General features: G+C 66.9%; 14 protein-coding genes and 1 tRNA gene. 4 read left to right on the forward strand and 11 right to left on the reverse strand.

Annotated elements, in window-relative coordinates; all coding sequences use genetic code 11:
- Positions 1–337: 337 nt before the first annotated feature.
- The 9 genes from AB3K92_RS22020 to def form a co-directional block, all read right to left on the reverse strand.
- Positions 338–413, reverse strand: a tRNA-Phe gene (locus AB3K92_RS22020).
- A gap of 60 nt (positions 414–473) precedes the next feature.
- Entirely contained in the window at positions 474–1175 is a 702-nt protein-coding gene (esaR, locus tag AB3K92_RS22025; protein WP_021163978.1) for a response regulator transcription factor EsaR, read from the reverse strand.
- Positions 1176–3590, reverse strand: coding sequence for a sensor histidine kinase EsaS (esaS, locus tag AB3K92_RS22030; protein WP_042978240.1), 2415 nt, complete (start codon positions 3588–3590; stop codon positions 1176–1178).
- Complete coding sequence (locus AB3K92_RS22035) at positions 3580–4170, reverse strand: DUF4390 domain-containing protein (RefSeq protein ID WP_021163980.1); 591 nt, start codon at positions 4168–4170, stop codon at positions 3580–3582. Before AB3K92_RS22035 ends, esaS begins: the two co-directional genes overlap by 11 nt.
- The gene (rsmB, locus tag AB3K92_RS22040) at positions 4167–5558 is read right to left on the reverse strand and encodes a 16S rRNA (cytosine(967)-C(5))-methyltransferase RsmB (RefSeq protein ID WP_369465832.1); all 1392 of its coding nucleotides are present in this window, start codon (positions 5556–5558) and stop codon (positions 4167–4169) included. The genes AB3K92_RS22035 and rsmB overlap by 4 nt, the downstream gene beginning before the upstream one ends.
- Before the next feature lie 220 nt (positions 5559–5778).
- Positions 5779–6636, reverse strand: a complete 858-nt coding sequence (htpX, locus tag AB3K92_RS22045; protein ID WP_006485774.1) for a zinc metalloprotease HtpX — start codon at positions 6634–6636, stop codon at positions 5779–5781.
- A gap of 100 nt (positions 6637–6736) precedes the next feature.
- Positions 6737–7372: a LysE family translocator gene (locus AB3K92_RS22050; RefSeq protein WP_021163983.1), complete on the reverse strand. Its 636-nt coding sequence runs from the start codon at positions 7370–7372 to the stop codon at positions 6737–6739.
- Between the two features lie 120 nt (positions 7373–7492).
- On the reverse strand, positions 7493–8476 hold the full coding sequence (gene fmt / locus AB3K92_RS22055; protein WP_369465833.1) for a methionyl-tRNA formyltransferase: 984 nt from the start codon (positions 8474–8476) through the stop codon (positions 7493–7495).
- Between the two features lie 34 nt (positions 8477–8510).
- Positions 8511–9014, reverse strand: coding sequence for a peptide deformylase (gene def / locus AB3K92_RS22060; protein ID WP_011353573.1), 504 nt, complete (start codon positions 9012–9014; stop codon positions 8511–8513).
- A gap of 185 nt (positions 9015–9199) precedes the next feature.
- Here def and dprA point away from each other — a divergent pair, with 185 nt between their 5' ends.
- The 3 genes from dprA to AB3K92_RS22075 all read left to right on the forward strand — a co-directional run bounded on the left by dprA (position 9200) and on the right by AB3K92_RS22075 (position 13763).
- Positions 9200–10528: a DNA-processing protein DprA gene (gene dprA, locus AB3K92_RS22065; RefSeq protein ID WP_369465834.1), complete on the forward strand. Its 1329-nt coding sequence runs from the start codon at positions 9200–9202 to the stop codon at positions 10526–10528.
- Between the two features lie 36 nt (positions 10529–10564).
- Complete coding sequence (locus tag AB3K92_RS22070) at positions 10565–10945, forward strand: thioredoxin family protein (protein ID WP_369465835.1); 381 nt, start codon at positions 10565–10567, stop codon at positions 10943–10945.
- A gap of 193 nt (positions 10946–11138) precedes the next feature.
- Entirely contained in the window at positions 11139–13763 is a 2625-nt protein-coding gene (locus AB3K92_RS22075; protein WP_021159862.1) for a DNA topoisomerase III, read from the forward strand.
- Positions 13764–13923: 160 nt separating this feature from the next.
- Here AB3K92_RS22075 and AB3K92_RS22080 read toward each other — a convergent pair whose 3' ends face one another.
- The gene (locus AB3K92_RS22080; RefSeq protein WP_021159861.1) at positions 13924–14973 is read right to left on the reverse strand and encodes a LysR family transcriptional regulator; all 1050 of its coding nucleotides are present in this window, start codon (positions 14971–14973) and stop codon (positions 13924–13926) included.
- Between the two features lie 426 nt (positions 14974–15399).
- Here AB3K92_RS22080 and AB3K92_RS22085 point away from each other — a divergent pair, with 426 nt between their 5' ends.
- Entirely contained in the window at positions 15400–16413 is a 1014-nt protein-coding gene (locus AB3K92_RS22085) for a D-2-hydroxyacid dehydrogenase family protein (RefSeq protein WP_021159860.1), read from the forward strand.
- Positions 16414–16460: 47 nt separating this feature from the next.
- Here the strand turns inward: AB3K92_RS22085 and AB3K92_RS22090 are convergent, their stop codons facing one another.
- Positions 16461–17327, reverse strand: a complete 867-nt coding sequence (locus tag AB3K92_RS22090; RefSeq protein ID WP_369465836.1) for a patatin-like phospholipase family protein — start codon at positions 17325–17327, stop codon at positions 16461–16463.

Here is a 17327-nt window from a genome sequence, read left to right on the forward strand (position 1 = left end):
GAATGTGTAGGCTCGCGTCGCGCTGCGCCCCGGGGCCGGCTGCCGCCGGGCGGCCCGACGCGTGCCGGCCTGGGCCGGCTCGACCAGTATAGGCAGCGCAATCGGCCGCGAACGCGGCGGAGCGCTTATACCGCCCATCGCGCGGCATCGTTGCCGCGCGCCACGGCGGCGCCACGCTGGCAGCCTGCCGTGCGCATGAAGCGATGCGCTAAGTTATTGAGCGGACACGGATTTTATCATGCCCTCACGAATACTGCCGGGCACGCGGGCCCCATCACGCCAACCCCACCACAAACGAAAAACCCCAAGAACCTTCCGATTCTTGGGGTTTTAATTCTGGTGGCCTGGGACGGAATCGAACCATCGACACGCGGATTTTCAATCCGCTGCTCTACCAACTGAGCTACCGGGCCAACGAAGAATGAAAGTATATCGAGCTATTCGTACCTGAGCAAGTGTTTTCGCAAAATATTTTATACGGCGCCTTCGGACGGTTTCTTGCCGAGCTCGACACCGAGCTGCTTGAGCTTGCGATACAGGTGCGTGCGCTCGAGGCCCGTCTTCTCCGCGACGCGCGTCATGCTGCCGTTTTCGCGCGCGAGGTGATATTCGAAGTACGCGCGCTCGAACGCATCGCGCGCCTCACGCAACGGGATGTCGAACGGGATCGCGGCCGTCTGGCCCGCGAGGCCGAGTGCCGAAGCCATGTCGTCGCCGAGCGTCGGCAGCGCGGCCGCGGATGCGACCGCCGCGGGGCCCGCCGCCTGCCCCGCACCGGCCTTCGCCGCCGCGTTCGCGGACACCGGCGCCGCACCGCGTGCGAGGCCGTGCTCGACGGACTTCAGCAGCTTCTGCAGCGCGATGGGCTTCTCGAGGAAATCGAGCGCGCCGATCTTCGTCGCCTCGACGGCCGTATCGATCGTCGCGTGCCCGGACATCATGATCACGGGCATCGTCAGCAGCCCTTGCGCCGCCCACTCCTTGAGCAACGTCACGCCGTCGGTATCGGGCATCCAGATATCGAGCAGCACGAGATCGGGCGCCTGATTCAACCGGTATTCCCGCGCGGCCTGCGCGTTCTCCGCTGCCTCGACGACATGTCCTTCATCGCTGAGGATCTCCGAGAGCAATTCCCGGATGCCCATTTCATCATCTACCACCAGGATGGTTGCCATTTACGCTGCCTTTGTCTGCTCACTTGCTTTTGTCTTGGCGGGAGCCGTCCCGTCCTGCACGCCCGATTCGGCGCCTGGCGCATCGCTCGCCATCTGCAGGAACAGAATCGACACCTGCGCACCCTCGACGGTCTCGCCGTGCATGCGATTGCGCAGATCGATCCGCGCACCGTGCTCATCGACGATTTTCTTGACCGTGGCCAACCCCAGCCCCGTGCCCTTCGCCTTCGTCGTCACATAAGGCTCGAACGCACGGGTCAGGATGCGCGCCGGAAAACCGGGCCCGTTGTCGGACACGGTAAGACGTACCGCGACGCGTGTTTTGCCCTCGGCGTCGGGATCGCCATATTCTACTGTCTTGGTTTCGATCAACACACGCGGATGCGCCGACTCCGCGACCGAATCCTGCGCATTCTGCAGCAGGTTGTGAATCACCTGGCGCAATTGCGTCGCGTCGCCGCGAATCACCGGCAGCGACGGCGCGAGCTCGGCGACGATCGCGCTCTTGCCTTCGCCCACCCCGTACAGCCCGAGCACCTCGCTCGCCAGTTCGTTCAACTGCAGGTTCGCGAGCACCGCCGGCGGCGTGCGCGCGTATTCGCGGAAATCGTCGACCATCCGCTTCATCGCGGCCACCTGGTTGACGATCATCGTCGCGCCGCGCTTGAGCACATCCGCGTCGGACGGCGAGAGCTTGTCGGACAGCTTCATCTGCAACCGCTCCGCCGACAGCTGGATCGGCGTCAGCGGATTCTTGATCTCGTGCGCGAGCCGCCGCGCGACCTCGCCCCACGCGACCGAACGCTGCGCGGAAATCACGTCGGAGATGTCGTCGAACACGACAACGTAGCCGGACGTCTGCGGATCGTCGGCCTGCCCCTCGACCGTCGACACGAGGCGCGCGCCGCGCACGAGCAGCGTCAGCGGTTCGGTTTCGCCCGGCATCTCGATCGCGAACTGCTGCTGCCAGTGGCCGCGATCGCCGCTGCCGCCGTCGGATGCCGCCTCGCGATCGGCGAACGCCTTGCGCACCATCGCGCCGAACCCGGCGGCCACGCCGATCCGGTCGAGCGTCGTGCCGATCAGCGCATTGAACGGCTGCCGGAAGATCCGCTCGGCGCCGCGATTGGCCGTCGTCAGCCGGAACTGGCGGTCGAGCACGAACACGCCGGCCGTCAGGTTCGCGAGGATGCTCTCGAGATACGTCTTCGAATGCTCGAGCGCGATGCGGTTCTTCTCGACCGCGAGCCGCGCCTCGGACAACTGGCGCGTCATCGCGTTGAACGACTGCGTGAGGAAGCCGAGCTCGTCGCGCGTCTTGATCTCGCGCTTCGGCGTGTAGTCGCCTTCCGTGATCTCCTTCGTGCCCTGTGCGAGCAGGAACAGCGGCCGCGCGAGCTGCTGGCCGAGCGCGAGCGCGAGCATCATCGCGATAAAGGTCGCGAGGAACAGCGCGAGCGTCAGCGTGCCGATGTACATCTTGCGCAGCCCCGTGCGGCCGAGCGCCTTTTCCTGGTACTCGCGATACGCGCGCTGCACGGCATCCGCGTTGTGCGCGAGCGTTGGCGGCACCGGCTGCGTGAGTTGCAGGAAACGCTCCGCCGGCTGCAGCAGCGATGTCGTCGCATCGGGAATCGGCCGCACGACGCGCAGCCGCAGCGCGCCCTTCGCGCCGTGCGCACGCGGATCGCCGTCGACTTCGCCTTCGATGGCCGCGTACGCGCCGTGTTCGCGCGCCTGGCTCAGCATCAGCGGCGTCGGCAGGTCGTCCGGAATCAGCGCCGCGAAATTGCCCGACGCCTGCGCGACGATGTGCAGGTCGGGCGCCGCACCCGAGCCGCCGCGGCTCGGCTCGACGATCGTCGCGTCCTGCACGCCGAACTGGTCGCGCAGCCGCAGCAGCGTGAGCGTCGTGCCGTTCGTGTTCGCGTCGGCGCTCGCGAGCTGGTCGGACATCAGCCGCGCCTTCGTCTGCAGATCCGACAGCGACGCATCGAGCATCCCGCGGCCGAGATTCAGGCCGGCCGTCAGCGCCGTCTCGACGTTCACGTCGAACCACGACTCGATGCTGCGCGACACGAACTGGTACGACACGATGTAGATGATCCCGCCCGGCACCACACCGACGAGCGCGAAGAACACCGCGAGCTTCGCGAGCAGCCGCGTGCCGAACTTGCCCTTCCTCAGGCGCACGACGATCATCCCGATCAGCCCGAGCACCACGAGCAGGAACACGAGCGCGACGACGATGTTCGTCGCGTACAGCCACGAGTAGTAGCGATCGAAGAATTCGGTGTTCGCGCTCGCGGCCGCGAGCAGCACGAGCAGCAGCAGCGCGGTGAGCGCGACGGTCGAGACGATCACGCGAACGAGGAGGCTCTTCCCGCTGGCCGCGCGGCGCACTTTATTTAGCACGTTCGGTCACCGTGAAGTTGAAGCGCTTCCAGTCCGACCCGAGCGTCCAGTCGCGGTTGTTCACCGCATCGACCTGGAACGGCTTCGGCATCAGCGCCGTATCGAGCTGCATCCGCACCGATGCCGTGTAGGTTTCGCCCGAGCGCACCTGGCTGCGGTCGATCACGTGCCACGACGTGATGTGCCTGACGACCGCGAGCGCATCCTTCAGCGACGGGAAACCGAGCTGCAGGCCGCCCGTCGACACGCGGTACTCGCGCGTGAGCGGCTGGAACGACAGGCGGATCGTCTGCGACACCGATACCGGCTGTTCGTCAAGCCAGTACCAGCGCGCGCGGCTCAACTCGAAATCCGTCGTGAAATACACCGGAATGCCTTTGTTGACGGCATCCTCGAGGCTCGGGTTCAGTTCGAAATCGAAGCGGGCGTCGAGGCTCCAGCCGCTTCCGTCGGCCTGGAGCGACGCGCGCTGCACGGCGATCGACTCGGCATGCGCCGGCCGCACGACAGCCAGGCACAGCGTCAACGCGACCATCAGGACGGCCGCGAGCCGAAGTGGAAAAAGGTGTTTGATCGTCACCGTTTCTGAAACCGCGCGTAGAAAAATCCGTCGTGATCGGTGTTCTGGTCGAGTGGGCCGGCGGCCGCCCCTCCCTGCACTCCGCCCGGCAGCAGTTGGCCGGGGGCGTCCAATCGTACCGCATCTTCACAGGCCGCTTCAAACCAGCGGGCCTGCAATTCGCCTTCTTCGGGGAAGACCGAACAGGTCACGTAAAGCAGTTCGCCGCCCGGCTTCACGAGCGGCCACAACGCCGACAGGATGCGACGCTGTTCCGCGACGAGCGCCGGGATGTCGGCCTCGCGGCGCAGCCAGCGGATGTCCGGGTGACGACGCACGATACCGGACGCCGAGCACGGCACGTCGGACAGGATACGATCGAACGGGCGCCCGTCGTACCACGCGCCGGGCGCACCCGCATCGCCGACGCGCACGTCCGCCGCGAGCGACAGCCGCACGAGGTTCTCGCCGATCCGCGCCGCGCGCGCGGCGTCGCTTTCCAGCGCAACGACTTCCGCATCGGCGAGTTCGAGGATATGACCGGTCTTGCCGCCGGGTGCCGCGCATGCGTCGAGCACGCGCATGCCGTCACGCGCGCCAAGCCATTCGGCTGCGAGCTGCGCACCGGCATCCTGCACCGACACGACGCCGTCGGCAAACCCCGGAATGCGATCGACCGGCAGCGCCGACGCGAGCCGCACGGCATGCTTGCCGATCGCGGTCGCTTCGATTCCGCTCGCCCGCAGCGTATCGAGATACGCGTCGACGCTCGCGCGGCGCGCATTCACGCGCAGCGTGAGCGGCCCCTGGCGCTCGCCGGCCGCGAGGACCGCCTGCCATGCGTCGGGCCACGCGCGCTTCACCGAATCGACCCACCACGCGCGGTAATTCCAGCGCGCGACGACATCGTCCTGCAGCGCCGCGACGAGCGCGTCGCGCTCGCGCAGGAAACGGCGCAACACCGCATTGACCATCCCCTTCGCGAACGCGCATTCGCGGCGGGCGCCGATCACGGTCACGGCCTGGTCGACCACCGTGAACGGCGGATACGCGGCCTCGTCCGCCGGATCGAGCAACAGCGCGAGCGCGCCGGCAAGGACTGCGTGCACGTGCGCGGGCGGCGCCTTGCTGACGAGCCGGCCGATCAGCCACTCCGCACTGCCGAGACGGCGCATCGTCCGGTAGGCCACATCCTGCGTCGCACCGCGCGCAAGGGCCTGCGTACCGGACGCCATCTGCGCGAAAACCGCCGAGAGTGCCGCCGGCAGCGCGGTGCCGCGTCGTACCGCATCGACCGCCTGCGCGGCCGCGTCGAGCGCGAAGCCGAGCGAATCGGGCGCGAGATGCAGCGCGGACAGGCGCGCCGGGCGGCCGGAAGAAGACGGAGCGGTAGAACGGGTTCGTGTCATCGGAGCAAATTCGGCAAACAAGCGCGGCAAGCCAATACGGCAAACGGCGGGATCGCGGCACTCGCGTGGCCCCGCGATCCCAAACCGGGCATTGTAGCGTGCGACGTTGCCGCCCCTTTGGCCCCTTTACGGCACGCACAAATGAAAACCCCGCAGCGCGAAGCGTGCGGGGTGGCGTAGCGGCCCCCGAGCGGCAACTGCCGCACGGGATTGCCGTGGCTCAATCGAAGCGGCCGGTACGCGCCATCTCCATCAGGCGCGCGATGCGTTCCTCGGTGGCCGGGTGCGTCGAGAACAGGTTCTGCAATCCGCCACCATGCAGCGGATTCATGATCATCATCTGCGCCGTGGCCGGATGCGCTTCCGCCGCCTGGAACGGAATGCCAGCCGCATAGCGATGGATCTTGTCGAGCGCGGTCGCGAGCGACTGCGGATCGCCGGAAATCTGCGCGCCGCCGCGGTCGGCCTCGAACTCGCGTGCCCGCGAGATCGCCATCTGGATCAGCGCGCCGGCGATCGGCGCGAGCAGCGCGACCGCGATACCCGCGATCGGATTGGCCGGCCGGCCGTTCTCGTCGCGCCCGCCGAAGAACATCGCGAAGTTCGCGAGCGCCGAAATCGCGCCCGCCATCGTCGCGGTGATCGTCGAGATCAGGATGTCGCGATGCTTCACGTGTGCAAGCTCGTGCGCCATCACGCCGCGCATCTCGCGCTCCGACAGTACGCGCAGGATGCCCGTCGTCGCGGCGACCGCCGCGTGCTCGGGGTTGCGGCCCGTCGCGAACGCGTTCGGTGCATCCTCGTTGATCAGGTAGACGCGCGGCATCGGCAGGTTCGCGCGCGTGGCCAGCTCACGCACCATCCGGTAGAACTGCGGCGCCGTGTTCTCGTCGACTTCCTGCGCGTTGTACATGCGCAGCACCATCTTGTCGGAGAACCAGTACGAGAAGAAATTCATGCCGAGCGCGAACAGCAGCGCGATCGTCATGCCGCGCGAGCCGCCGATCATCCCGCCGATCACGATGAACAGGGCCGTGATCGCGGCCATCAGCATCGCCGTTTTGACCCAATTGAACATACCCACTCCTTATCCGTCAGGGGACCCGCCGCACGTCACAAGGCACGGCGGAAAATTGTAAGCGATTTGTTAGATAAGGTCTTGCCGGAAAAATTCAATCTCAGCGTTGCGATGCCGCAAGACGAAGGCCGAGGCCGACGAAAGCGCTGCCGACCGTGCGGTCGAGCCACTTCCTGACACCCGGCTTGCCGGAAAAGCGCGCCGTGACACTGCCCGCGACCCAGGCGACGAAGCTGGTCCACACCGTGCTCATCGCGACGAACACGCCGCCGAGGGTCAGGAACGCCAATGCCTTGTGCGGGCTGTCGGCCGACACGAATTGCGGGAAGAACGACACGAAGAACAGCACCACCTTCGGGTTCAGCACGTTGGTCCAGAAACCCTGCATGAACAGCTGGCGCAGCGGCTTCGCGGCTTGCGCGGCCGCCTTGCCCGACGGCTCGGCCGCCTGCTTCGCGATGATCATCCGCACGCCGAGGTAGATCAGGTAGGCGGCACCCACCAGCTTGATCACCGTGAACGCGGCAGCCGATGCCGCGAGCAGCGCGGTCAGGCCGAATGCGCAGGCGAGCGCGTGCACGCAGCAGCCGGCCGAAATGCCCAACGCCGACATCAGCCCCGCGCCGCGGCCCTGCGCGACACTGCGGCCGACGATATAGGCTGTATCGGGGCCGGGCGTGACGTTCAGCAGGAAGACTGCCAGCACGAAGAAGCCGAAATGGGTGATGCCGAACATGAAAACCTCGAAACCGGAGAGCGCAGGGAAATTCTACGCGCGCCTGCCGTACCGTGCGACTCGGCCGTCCGGCCGATTGCGCATGCCCGGCAGGCCGTGTCGAATAGCGGTCAGGCCGCCTCAGGCAACGTCGGTCGGCGCAAAACGCTGGCCCGCGGCGAGCGGCGAACCGGCCAGGAACTCGCGGGCGGGCAGCCGCTTGCCGCCCGGCTTCTGCAACTGCGTGATGCGCAGCGCACCGCTGCCGCACGCGACGACCACGCCTTCCGGCGCGGCTTCGACGATCGTGCCGGGCAGCGCGTCGCCGCGCGCCGCCACGGGCTCGGCCGCCCACAGCTTGATCGCCGCGCCATCGAGCGTCGCGACGCCGCCCGGGAACGGATCGAACGCACGCACCTGGCGCGCGAGCACGTCGGCCGGCTTGCGCCAGTCGAGCGCCGCTTCGTGCTTGCCGATCTTTTCCGCGTAAGTCACGCCGTCGGCCGGTTGCGGCGTGGCCGGCAGCACACCGTCGCGCTCGAGCTGCACGAGCGCGTCGACGATCAGTCGCGCACCTTCGGCAGCGAGCCGGTCGTGCAGGGTCGCGGTCGTCTCGTCCGGCGCGATCGCGATGCGCGCCTCCTCGATCATCGCGCCGGTGTCGAGGCCGATGTCCATCTGCATCAGCGTGACGCCCGTCTCGGCGTCGCCGGCCTCGATCGCGCGGTGGATCGGCGCGGCGCCGCGCCAGCGCGGCAGCAGCGATGCATGAATGTTGATGCAGCCGCCACGCGGAATGTCGAGCACCTCCTGCGGCAGCAGCAGGCCATATGCGGCGACCACCATCACGTCATGCGGAGTCGAGCGCAGCAGCTCGATCGCGTCGGCCGCCTCCGCCGAGTACTTGCCCGTGCGCCGCAGCGACGGCGGCTGCGCGACGGGCATCCCGTGCTCGACGGCGTAGCGCTTCACCGCGCTTGCCTGCAGCTTCATCCCGCGCCCGGCAGGGCGATCGGGCTGGGTCAGCACGAGCGGCACCGGAAAACCGGCCTCGTGGATCGCGGCCAGGGCAGCCGCGGCAAATTCCGGCGTGCCGGCAAAAATCACGCGCAACGTATGGGTCATGACAGCTTTCGGGGTCGGGCAGGGCGAACGCGCGTCACATCGCGCGTTCGAGTTTCTTCATCTTCGTCTTGATGCGCGTCTGCTTGAGCGGCGACAGGTATTCGACGAACACGCGCCCCATCAGGTGATCCATCTCGTGCTGGACGCACACGGCCAGCAGGCCCTCGCAGTCGAGCTCGAAGGTCTCGCCCTGCTCGTTGAGCGCACGCACGCGCACATGATCGGGACGCTCGACTTCGTCGTAGATGCCGGGCACCGACAGGCAACCCTCTTCGTAGATCTGCTTCTCATCGCTCGACCACACGATCTCGGGGTTGATGAACGCGCGCAGCTCGTTCTTCTCCTCGGAGACGTCGATCACGATCACGCGCTCGTGCACGTCGACCTGCGTGGCCGCCAGGCCGATGCCGGGCGCCGCGTACATGGTTTCGGCCATGTCGGCGACGAGCTTGCGGATCCGGTCGTCGACCTTGTCGACGGGCTTTGCGACCTTGTGCAGCCGCTTGTCGGGGTAATGAAGAATATTGAGTAAAGCCATGGCGTTCGGTATTCGGTGGGGCGGCATGCCGCATCGGCCATCCGGCCAGCTGGCGGTGCCGCCGGGATGCAATGAAGATGAGGCGGACGCGCGGCGAATCAATGCCGCGGATCACGCCTCCTGCAATTGGCCGGGCGCCTGCGCGCGCGGCCCTGTCGAGTATTTCGGATGATGAAAATTTTATCATGGCGCCACGCGGTCCGCTGGCCGCCGCATTCGAGGAGCGCCTCATGTCGCCGCAAGTGCTGACCGCCTCCGCGCTGCGCGCGTGGCTGCAGCTCGCGCATGCGCCCGGCCTCGCACCCGCCGTGCTGCAGGCCCTGCTCGACGCGTTCGGCTCGCCGGATGCGCTGCTGCGCGCGTCCGGCGACGCGATCGCCGCCGCAACCAGCCCCGCCGCGGCCCAGGCCGTGCATGCGAGCGAGCGCGGCGACCTCGACGCGCGCACCGACGCCGTGCTCGCCTGGCTCGACGCGCCGGGCAACGCGCTCGTCACGCTCAACGATCCGGCCTACCCGCCGCGGCTGCGCGACCTGCACGATCCGCCGCCGCTGCTATATGTAAAGGGCCGTCTCGACCTGCTGCACGCGCGCGGCCTTGCCGTGGTCGGCAGCCGCCACGCGACGCCGCAGGGTCTCGCCGACGCGACGCGCTTCGCCCGGGAGCTGTCCGACGCCGGGCTACCGATCGTGTCGGGCCTTGCACTCGGGATCGACAGCGCCGCGCATCGCGGCGGGCTCGACGGCCGGTCAGGCACGGTCGCGGTGATCGCGACCGGCGCCGATCTCGTCTATCCGGCGCGACACCGTGCGCTCGCCCACGAAATCGCCGCTCACGGTGCGATCGTGTCGGAGTGGCCGCTCGGCACACCGGCCCGCGCCGCACACTTCCCGCAACGCAACCGGCTGATCGCCGCGCTCGCGATCGGCGTGCTCGTCGTCGAGGCCGCCCCGCGCTCCGGCTCGCTGATCACCGCGCGGCTCGCGAACGAACTGGGGCGCGATGTGTTCGCGATGCCGGGCTCGATCCACGCGCCGCTCGCGCAGGGCTGCCACGCACTGATCCACGACGGCGCGAAGCTGACGGCGGCGCCGCTCGACGTGCTCGAGGAGTACGGGCTGGGCGAACCGGCGGTTCGCGCGGCGGGCGATGCATCGTGCACCGGAAATCAGCTCGCCAGCGCCGCCAGCCTCCGCGGAACCGGGGCCGCCGGCTTCACACTGGCCGATCCGGCCGATCCGCTCGTTGCAGCCGGCCCGCCGGCGCGAGTCGAGGCATCGCCGGCGCTACCCTGCAGCCCGTCCGAACAGGCCGTACTCGCCGCGCTGGGATACGGCCCCGTCACCTACGAATGGCTCGCCGAACACAGCGGCCTGGCCGACGACGTGCTGCACGGCGCGCTGCTCGCGCTCGAGCTGGCCGGTCGCGTCGCGAGCGTCCCCGGCGGACGGTTCGCGCGCCTTGACGCAGCGCCCACCCCGGCCGCGCACGGCGTGCTACATTCCCCCGCATAGGGGCGGCCAAGCCGCCGACGATATCCAAGGAAATCCATGCCCGCGCTGAACCTCGACACCGATGCGGATCGGATCGCCGAGCGCCTCGCCGATGCCGGCACGTTGCTCGTCGCCTGCCTGTGCGCCGAGTGGTGCGGCACGTGCCGCGACTACCGGACGGCCTTCGACCAGCTCGCCGACGCGCATCCGGACGCCTGCTTCGCCTGGATCGACATCGAAACGCATGCCGACCAGCTCGACGATCTCGACGTCGAGAATTTCCCGACGATCCTGATCGAAGATACCCATACCGCACGTTTCTTCGGCACGGTGCTGCCGCATGCGGCAATCGTCGAGCGGATGCTGTCCGACCTGAGTGCGGTACCCGGTGCGCCGCACGCACCGAAATTGCGCAACGTCCTGACCGTCGAAGCCTGAATTTGCGAGCCGGCCCGGCGCTTTTGCGCCCGTTTGCGCGCGCCGCCGCGCCGGGCGCTTGCCGCCGTTGCAGGCCCCCTCTATGATGAGCCGCTTTTTGCACGCCGAGCCGCCGTCGCGTCGGCGTGTGCTATAAAGCGGTCGTTAAAGGGCCCCACAACCGGCGAACCCGGTCTACCAACACACACCTGTCATGTCCAAAGCACTGATCATTGCGGAAAAGCCTTCTGTCGCGAACGACATCGCACGCGCTTTGGGCGGCTTTACCAAGCATGACGAGTATTACGAGAGCGACGATTTCGTCCTTTCGTCCGCTGTCGGCCACTTGCTGGAAATCGCCGCCCCGGAAGAGTACGAGGTCAAGCGCGGGAAATGGAGCTTCGCGCATCTGCCCGTCATCCCCCCGCATTTCGACCTGAACCCGATCGCAAAAAGCGAGTCGCGCCTCAAGGTGCTCACGAAGCTGATGAAGCGCAAGGACGTCGACCGCCTGATCAACGCATGTGACGCGGGGCGCGAGGGCGAGCTGATTTTCCGCCTGATCGCGCAGCACGCGAAGGCGAAGCAGCCGGTTCAGCGCCTGTGGCTGCAGTCGATGACCCCGCAGGCGATCCGCGACGGCTTCGCGAACCTGCGCAGCGACACCGACATGCAACCGCTCGCCGACGCCGCACGCTGCCGCTCGGAAGCCGACTGGCTCGTCGGGATCAACGGCACCCGCGCGATGACTGCGTTCAACAGCAAGGGCGGCGGCTTCTTCCTGACGACAGTTGGCCGCGTTCAGACGCCAACGTTGTCGATCGTCGTCGAACGCGAAGAGAAAATCCGCCGCTTCATTCCGCGCGACTACTGGGAAGTGAAGGCGGAATTCGCGTGCGCGGGCGGCTTCTACGAAGGCAAGTGGTTCGACCCGAAATTCAAGCGCGACGAATTCGATCCGGAAAAGCGCGACTCCCGCCTGTGGAGCCTGCCGGCTGCCGAAACGATCGTCGCCGCGTGCCGCGACCAAGTCGGCACGGTCTCGGAGGAATCGAAGCCGTCGACACAACTGTCGCCGCTGCTGTTCGACCTGACGAGCCTGCAGCGCGAAGCGAACAGCCGCTTCGGATTCTCCGCGAAGAACACGCTCGGTCTCGCGCAGGCGCTGTATGAAAAGCACAAGGTGCTGACCTACCCGCGTACCGACGCGCGCGCGCTGCCGGAAGACTATCTGTCGACGGTCCAGTCCACGCTCGAGATGCTCAAGGAGAGCAACAACTACCTGCCGCATGCGAAGCAGGTGCTCGACAAGGGCTGGGTGAAGCCGAACAAGCGCATCTTCGACAACTCGAAGATCAGCGACCACTTCGCAATCATCCCGACGCTGCAGGCGCCGAAGTCGCTGTCCGAGCCGGAGCAGAAGTTGTACGACATGGTCGTGAAGCGCTTCCTCGCCGTGTTCTTCCCGGCCGCCGAATTCCGTGTCACGACGCGGATCACCGAAGTCGCCGGCCATCACTTCAAGACCGAGGGCAAGGTGCTCGTCGAGCCGGGCTGGCTGCAGGTGTACGGCCGCGACGCCGAAGGCGCGGACGCGAACCTCGTGCCGGTGCAGAAGGACGAGAAGGTGAAGACGGACGAAATCGCCGCCGTCGCGCTCGTCACGAAGCCACCCGCACGCTATTCGGAAGCGACGCTGCTGTCCGCGATGGAAGGCGCGGGCAAGCTCGTCGAGGACGACGAACTGCGCGAAGCCATGGCCGCGAAGGGCCTCGGCACGCCGGCCACGCGTGCGGCGATCATCGAAGGCCTGCTCGGCGAAAAGTACCTCGTGCGCGAAGGCCGCGAACTGATCCCGACCGCGAAGGCGTTCCAGCTGATGACGCTGCTGCGCGGGCTCGGCGTGAAGGAACTGACCGCGCCGGAGCTCACCGGCGAATGGGAATACAAGCTGTCGCAGATGGAGCGCGGCAACCTCGGGCGCGACGCCTTCATGCAGGAAATCGCCCGCATGACGCAGCAGATCGTCAAGCGCGCGAAGGAATACGATTCCGACACGATCCCCGGCGATTACGCGACGCTCGAGACGCCGTGCCCGAACTGCGGCGGCCAGGTGAAGGAAAACTACCGCCGCTTCGCGTGCACGAAGTGCGAGTTCTCGATCTCGAAGATCCCGGGCAGCCGGCAGTTCGAGATCGCGGAAGTCGAGGAACTGCTGCGGGAAAAGACGATCGGCCCGCTTTCCGGATTCCGCAGCAAGATGGGTCGCCCGTTCTCGGCGATCCTGAAGCTCTCGTTCGACGACGAGACGAAGAACTACAAGCTCGAGTTCGATTTCGGACAGGATACGGGCGGCGAGGAAGGCGAGGCGCCCGACTTCTCCACACAGGAACCGGTCGGCGCGTGCCCGAAGTGCAAGGGCCGCGTATTCGAGCACGGGATGAGCTACGTGTGCGAGCACTCGGTGGCCAACCCGAAGACGTGCGACTTCCGCTCGGGCAAGGTGATCCTGCAGCAGGAAATCTCGCGCGAGCAGATGGGCAAGCTGTTGGCCGACGGCCGCACGGATCTGCTGCCGAATTTCAAGTCTTCGCGCACCGGCCGCAACTTCAAGGCGTTCCTCGTGAAGCAGCCGGACGGCAAGATCGGCTTCGAGTTCGAGAAGAAGGAACCGAAAGCCGCCGCTGCGAAGAAGACTGCGAAATCGGCGACGAAGGATGCCGAAACCGTGACGGAAGGTGCAGACGAGAAACCGGCACCGGCTCGCAAGACCGCCGCGAAGACTGCCGCCACCAAGACGGCGGCTCGCAAGACGACGACCCGCAAGACGGGCTCGTAACAGCCTGGACTGGACGCCGGGCGGGCTTTCTCCCGGCGCGTCCTGCTTCGGCAGGCAGCCATAAGAAAAACGCGGATCGACTGCTCGATCCGCGTTTTTTCTTTGTGCCGGCGGTAACCGACGCGGTAACCGACGCCCGGCCGCCCGGGCTATCGCGCCGTTACAGCGGCGACGGCGCCGCGACGCGCGTGCGCGGCGAACGCGGCAGGCGCGGCGACAGGTTCGGGTCGGCCGATTCCGGTTGCTCGGCACGCGTCTCGACACCGATCGGCGCGAGCGCGGAGCTCTGCGCGGCCCATTGCTCACCCATCGTTGCGTCGGTCGAGTGGCTGAAGTGCTCGACGAGGTGGTCGATGAACGTGCGCACCTTCGCGGGCAGATGGCGCCGGCTCGGGTAAGCGATGTTGATCTCGACCTGCGGCAGCCGGAAATCCGGCAGCAACCGCACGAGCGCACCGCGCGCGATGTCGCTGCCGATCAGGTAGCTCGGCAGGATCGCGACACCCATCCCGAGCAGCGCGAACTGGCGCAGCATCGCGGTGTTGTTCGCGACGATCACGTTGGTCGGGCGCACACGCACTTCGCCGTCCGGCCCCGTGAACACACGCTCGTCGCCCCAGTATTCGGTCGGCAGGCTCAGGCTCGGATGCTCGGCGAGATGCTCCGGATGGGTCGGCACGCCGTGCTTCTCGAGATAGCTCGGCGTCGCGCACACGGTCATGCAGCCGGTGGTCAGGCGCCGCGTGACGATGCTCGCGCTGCGCATCTGGCGCGTGACGACGATGCCGACATCGAAACCTTCCTCGACCAGATCGACCTGCCGGTCGACCAGCGTGAGATCCGGCACCACTTTCGGGAAATTCTCCGTGTACGACTGCAACACGGGCGCGAGGTTATGCAGGCCGAACACGACGGGCGCGACGATGCGCAGCGTGCCGACCGGCTCGTGATTGCGCGCGACGACCATCTGCTCGACGTCTTCCAGCTCATCGAGGATCTGGCGGGCACGCTCCAGATAGACCTGGCCTGACTCGGTCAGGGAAAGGCTGCGCGTGGTGCGGTTCAGCAAACGCGTGCCGAGCCTGCCCTCCAGATCGGCGACGTGACGCGTCGCGACCGCGTTGGAGATATCCATTGCACTCGCGGCCCGCGCGAAACTGCCGAGATCTGCAACCTTGACGAACACGCGCATCGACTGCAAATGATCCATAAACGACTCCTGCCGCTGTTACAACTTCAAAAAGATGAAGCAAATGCGTAATTCTCCTACGACAGCGGAAATGATGCAGAGTTGCTCAACAAGGCCCCGGTTGACGATAAAAATAGTCAAAAATCCTCGCCCTCTGCGGATAGTTGATCCAATTATTCCGATTGGGACAACAATTGGGTGAACCTCGTCGTGTAAGCGGCCGAATCAGGAAGGACGTATTTGATGCGACACAACAGCGCACCCTTCTGCCCTGGCCGCGAGCGGCGCCGGGTCAGGCCGCCGCCAATTGCGGCGGAGCGTAACAACCTGTTAAAAAGACACCACGAAGGCGGCTGACATAGCATCATGTCGGCCCCGGCCGGGCGGGACGGGTGCGCGAGGTGCGCCGCCGCCACCGCCGCTTTCAACGCGCGACACCCGCTCATCATGAAAATTGCCATCCTCGACGACTACCAGGACGCCGTCCGCAAGCTGAACTGCTTCGAGATGCTTGCCGGCCACGACGTGAAGGTCTTCAACAATACGGTGCGCGGATTGGGACAACTCGCCAGCCGTCTGGCGGAAGTCGAGGCGCTCGTGCTGATTCGCGAACGGACCCCGATTTCGTCGCAACTGCTCGCAAAGCTGCCGAACCTGCGCATGATCAGCCAGACCGGCCGCGTGTCGAGCCACATCGATCTCGAAGCCTGTACCGACCGCGGCATCGCGGTGCTCGAAGGCACGGGCTCGCCGGTCGCTCCCGCCGAGCTGACCTGGGCGCTCGTGATGGCCGCCCAGCGCCGCATTCCTCAGTACGTCGCGAACCTGAAGCAGGGCGCCTGGCAGCAGTCGGGCCTGAAGACGTCGGCCATGCCGCCGAACTTCGGCCTCGGCCAGGTACTGCGCGGCCAGACGCTCGGCATCTGGGGCTACGGCAAGATCGGCCGGCTCGTCGCCGGCTACGGCAAGGCGTTCGGGATGAACGTGCTGATCTGGGGCCGCGAGCATTCGCTCGAGGCCGCGCGCGCCGACGGCTATACGGCCGCCGAAAGCCGCGAAGCGCTGTTCGAGCAGAGCGACGTGCTGTCGCTGCACCTGCGCATGCATGACGACACGCGCGGGATCGTGAAGCAGGAAGACCTGATGCGGATGAAGCCGACGTCGCTGCTCGTCAACACGAGCCGCGCCGAACTGCTCGAGGACAACGCACTGGTCAACGCGCTGTCGCACAACCGTCCGGGGATGGTCGCAATCGACGTGTTCGAGAGCGAGCCGATCCTGCAGGGCTACAGCCTGCTGCGAATGGAAAACGTGATCTGCACGCCGCACATCGGCTATGTCGAGCGCGAAAGCTACGAGCTCTACTTCAGCGCGGCGTTCCGCAACATCCTCGCGTTCGACGACGGCGACATGTCGAGCGTTGCCAACCCGGAAGCGCTGACGCCGATCCGCAAGCGCTGACCGCGCGGGCTGCGCACGCCGCAGCCCCGCTCCTCCATTCCCGATCGTCAGGCGGCCACGCGGCCGCCCGTCATCGCATCCACGCGCGCGAGGAAATGCTCGCCGTCGCGCCGACCGAGATCGTACGCATGCCGCATCTGCGACGGGCTCGTGTAATCCCAACTCGAAATCGGCACCTTGCTCGAAGGCTGGACGTACAGCCGACGCTGCTCGCCATGCGCGACCGTGAACATCTGCGGGCGCGGATACAGCCGCGTGACGAGCACCAGCACGTCGCCCGGCGCCGGGTCGAGCGCGTCGACCGGCACGTTGTCGACCATCCCGCCGTCGAGCACCGGCCGGCCGCCGCGGCGCAGCACCGGCGTGAACGGCGGCGTGCAGGACGACTGCAGGATCAGGTCGGCGAGTTCCTCGACTTGCGTGCAGGCCTGCGCACGCACGAATTCGGGCCGAAAGCCGAGCGTGCGCCCGAGCGTCGGGTGCAGCGTCTTGCGCACGTACTTCTCGATGTTGTACGCGACAAGACCGGCGGCGACTGCGCTGCGCGCACCGAGCCAGCGCGGCACATGCGACACGCCGATGCGGATCTCCGGCGCCGCGGCAAGCTTCGCGAACGGTTCGCCGTAGATGTCGAGCAGCGCCTGACGGTAAATCCGGTAATGCGGAAACACGGGCTCGCGCCCGAACAGGTTGCCCCAGTACGCGTTCTTCCGGTTGTGGCGCAGCGCCTCTTCGTAATAGCACATCACCCAGGCGGCGTCGCGTGTATACAGCATGCAGGCGGTTGCCGCGCCGGCCGAGATACCGGTGATCACGCGCGGGCGCAGGCCGAGCGCCGGCTGTGCGACGTCCCAGAAGCCGGCCTGCCACCAGCAGCGATTGCCGCCACCCGCAAAGACGATCTGGTCGAACAT

The organism is Burkholderia sp. Bmkn7 (genome assembly GCF_041103175.1).
Lineage (GTDB): Bacteria > Pseudomonadota > Gammaproteobacteria > Burkholderiales > Burkholderiaceae > Burkholderia > Burkholderia cepacia.

Bases quoted from the DNA above. Each gene is read 5' to 3' on its own strand.
- esaR (WP_021163978.1), bottom strand. From the start codon at position 1,175: ATGGCAACCATCCTGGTGGTAGATGATGAAATGGGCATCCGGGAATTG.
- rsmB (WP_369465832.1), bottom strand. From the start codon at position 5,558: ATGACACGAACCCGTTCTACCGCTCCGTCTTCTTCCGGCCGCCCGGCG.
- htpX (WP_006485774.1), bottom strand. From the start codon at position 6,636: ATGTTCAATTGGGTCAAAACGGCGATGCTGATGGCCGCGATCACGGCC.
- AB3K92_RS22050 (WP_021163983.1), bottom strand. From the start codon at position 7,372: ATGTTCGGCATCACCCATTTCGGCTTCTTCGTGCTGGCAGTCTTCCTG.
- fmt (WP_369465833.1), bottom strand. From the start codon at position 8,476: ATGACCCATACGTTGCGCGTGATTTTTGCCGGCACGCCGGAATTTGCC.
- def (WP_011353573.1), bottom strand. From the start codon at position 9,014: ATGGCTTTACTCAATATTCTTCATTACCCCGACAAGCGGCTGCACAAG.
- dprA (WP_369465834.1), top strand. From the start codon at position 9,200: ATGGCGCCACGCGGTCCGCTGGCCGCCGCATTCGAGGAGCGCCTCATG.
- AB3K92_RS22070 (WP_369465835.1), top strand. From the start codon at position 10,565: ATGCCCGCGCTGAACCTCGACACCGATGCGGATCGGATCGCCGAGCGC.
- AB3K92_RS22075 (WP_021159862.1), top strand. From the start codon at position 11,139: ATGTCCAAAGCACTGATCATTGCGGAAAAGCCTTCTGTCGCGAACGAC.
- AB3K92_RS22080 (WP_021159861.1), bottom strand. From the start codon at position 14,973: ATGGATCATTTGCAGTCGATGCGCGTGTTCGTCAAGGTTGCAGATCTC.
- AB3K92_RS22085 (WP_021159860.1), top strand. From the start codon at position 15,400: ATGAAAATTGCCATCCTCGACGACTACCAGGACGCCGTCCGCAAGCTG.
- AB3K92_RS22090 (WP_369465836.1), bottom strand. From the start codon at position 17,327: ATGTTCGACCAGATCGTCTTTGCGGGTGGCGGCAATCGCTGCTGGTGG.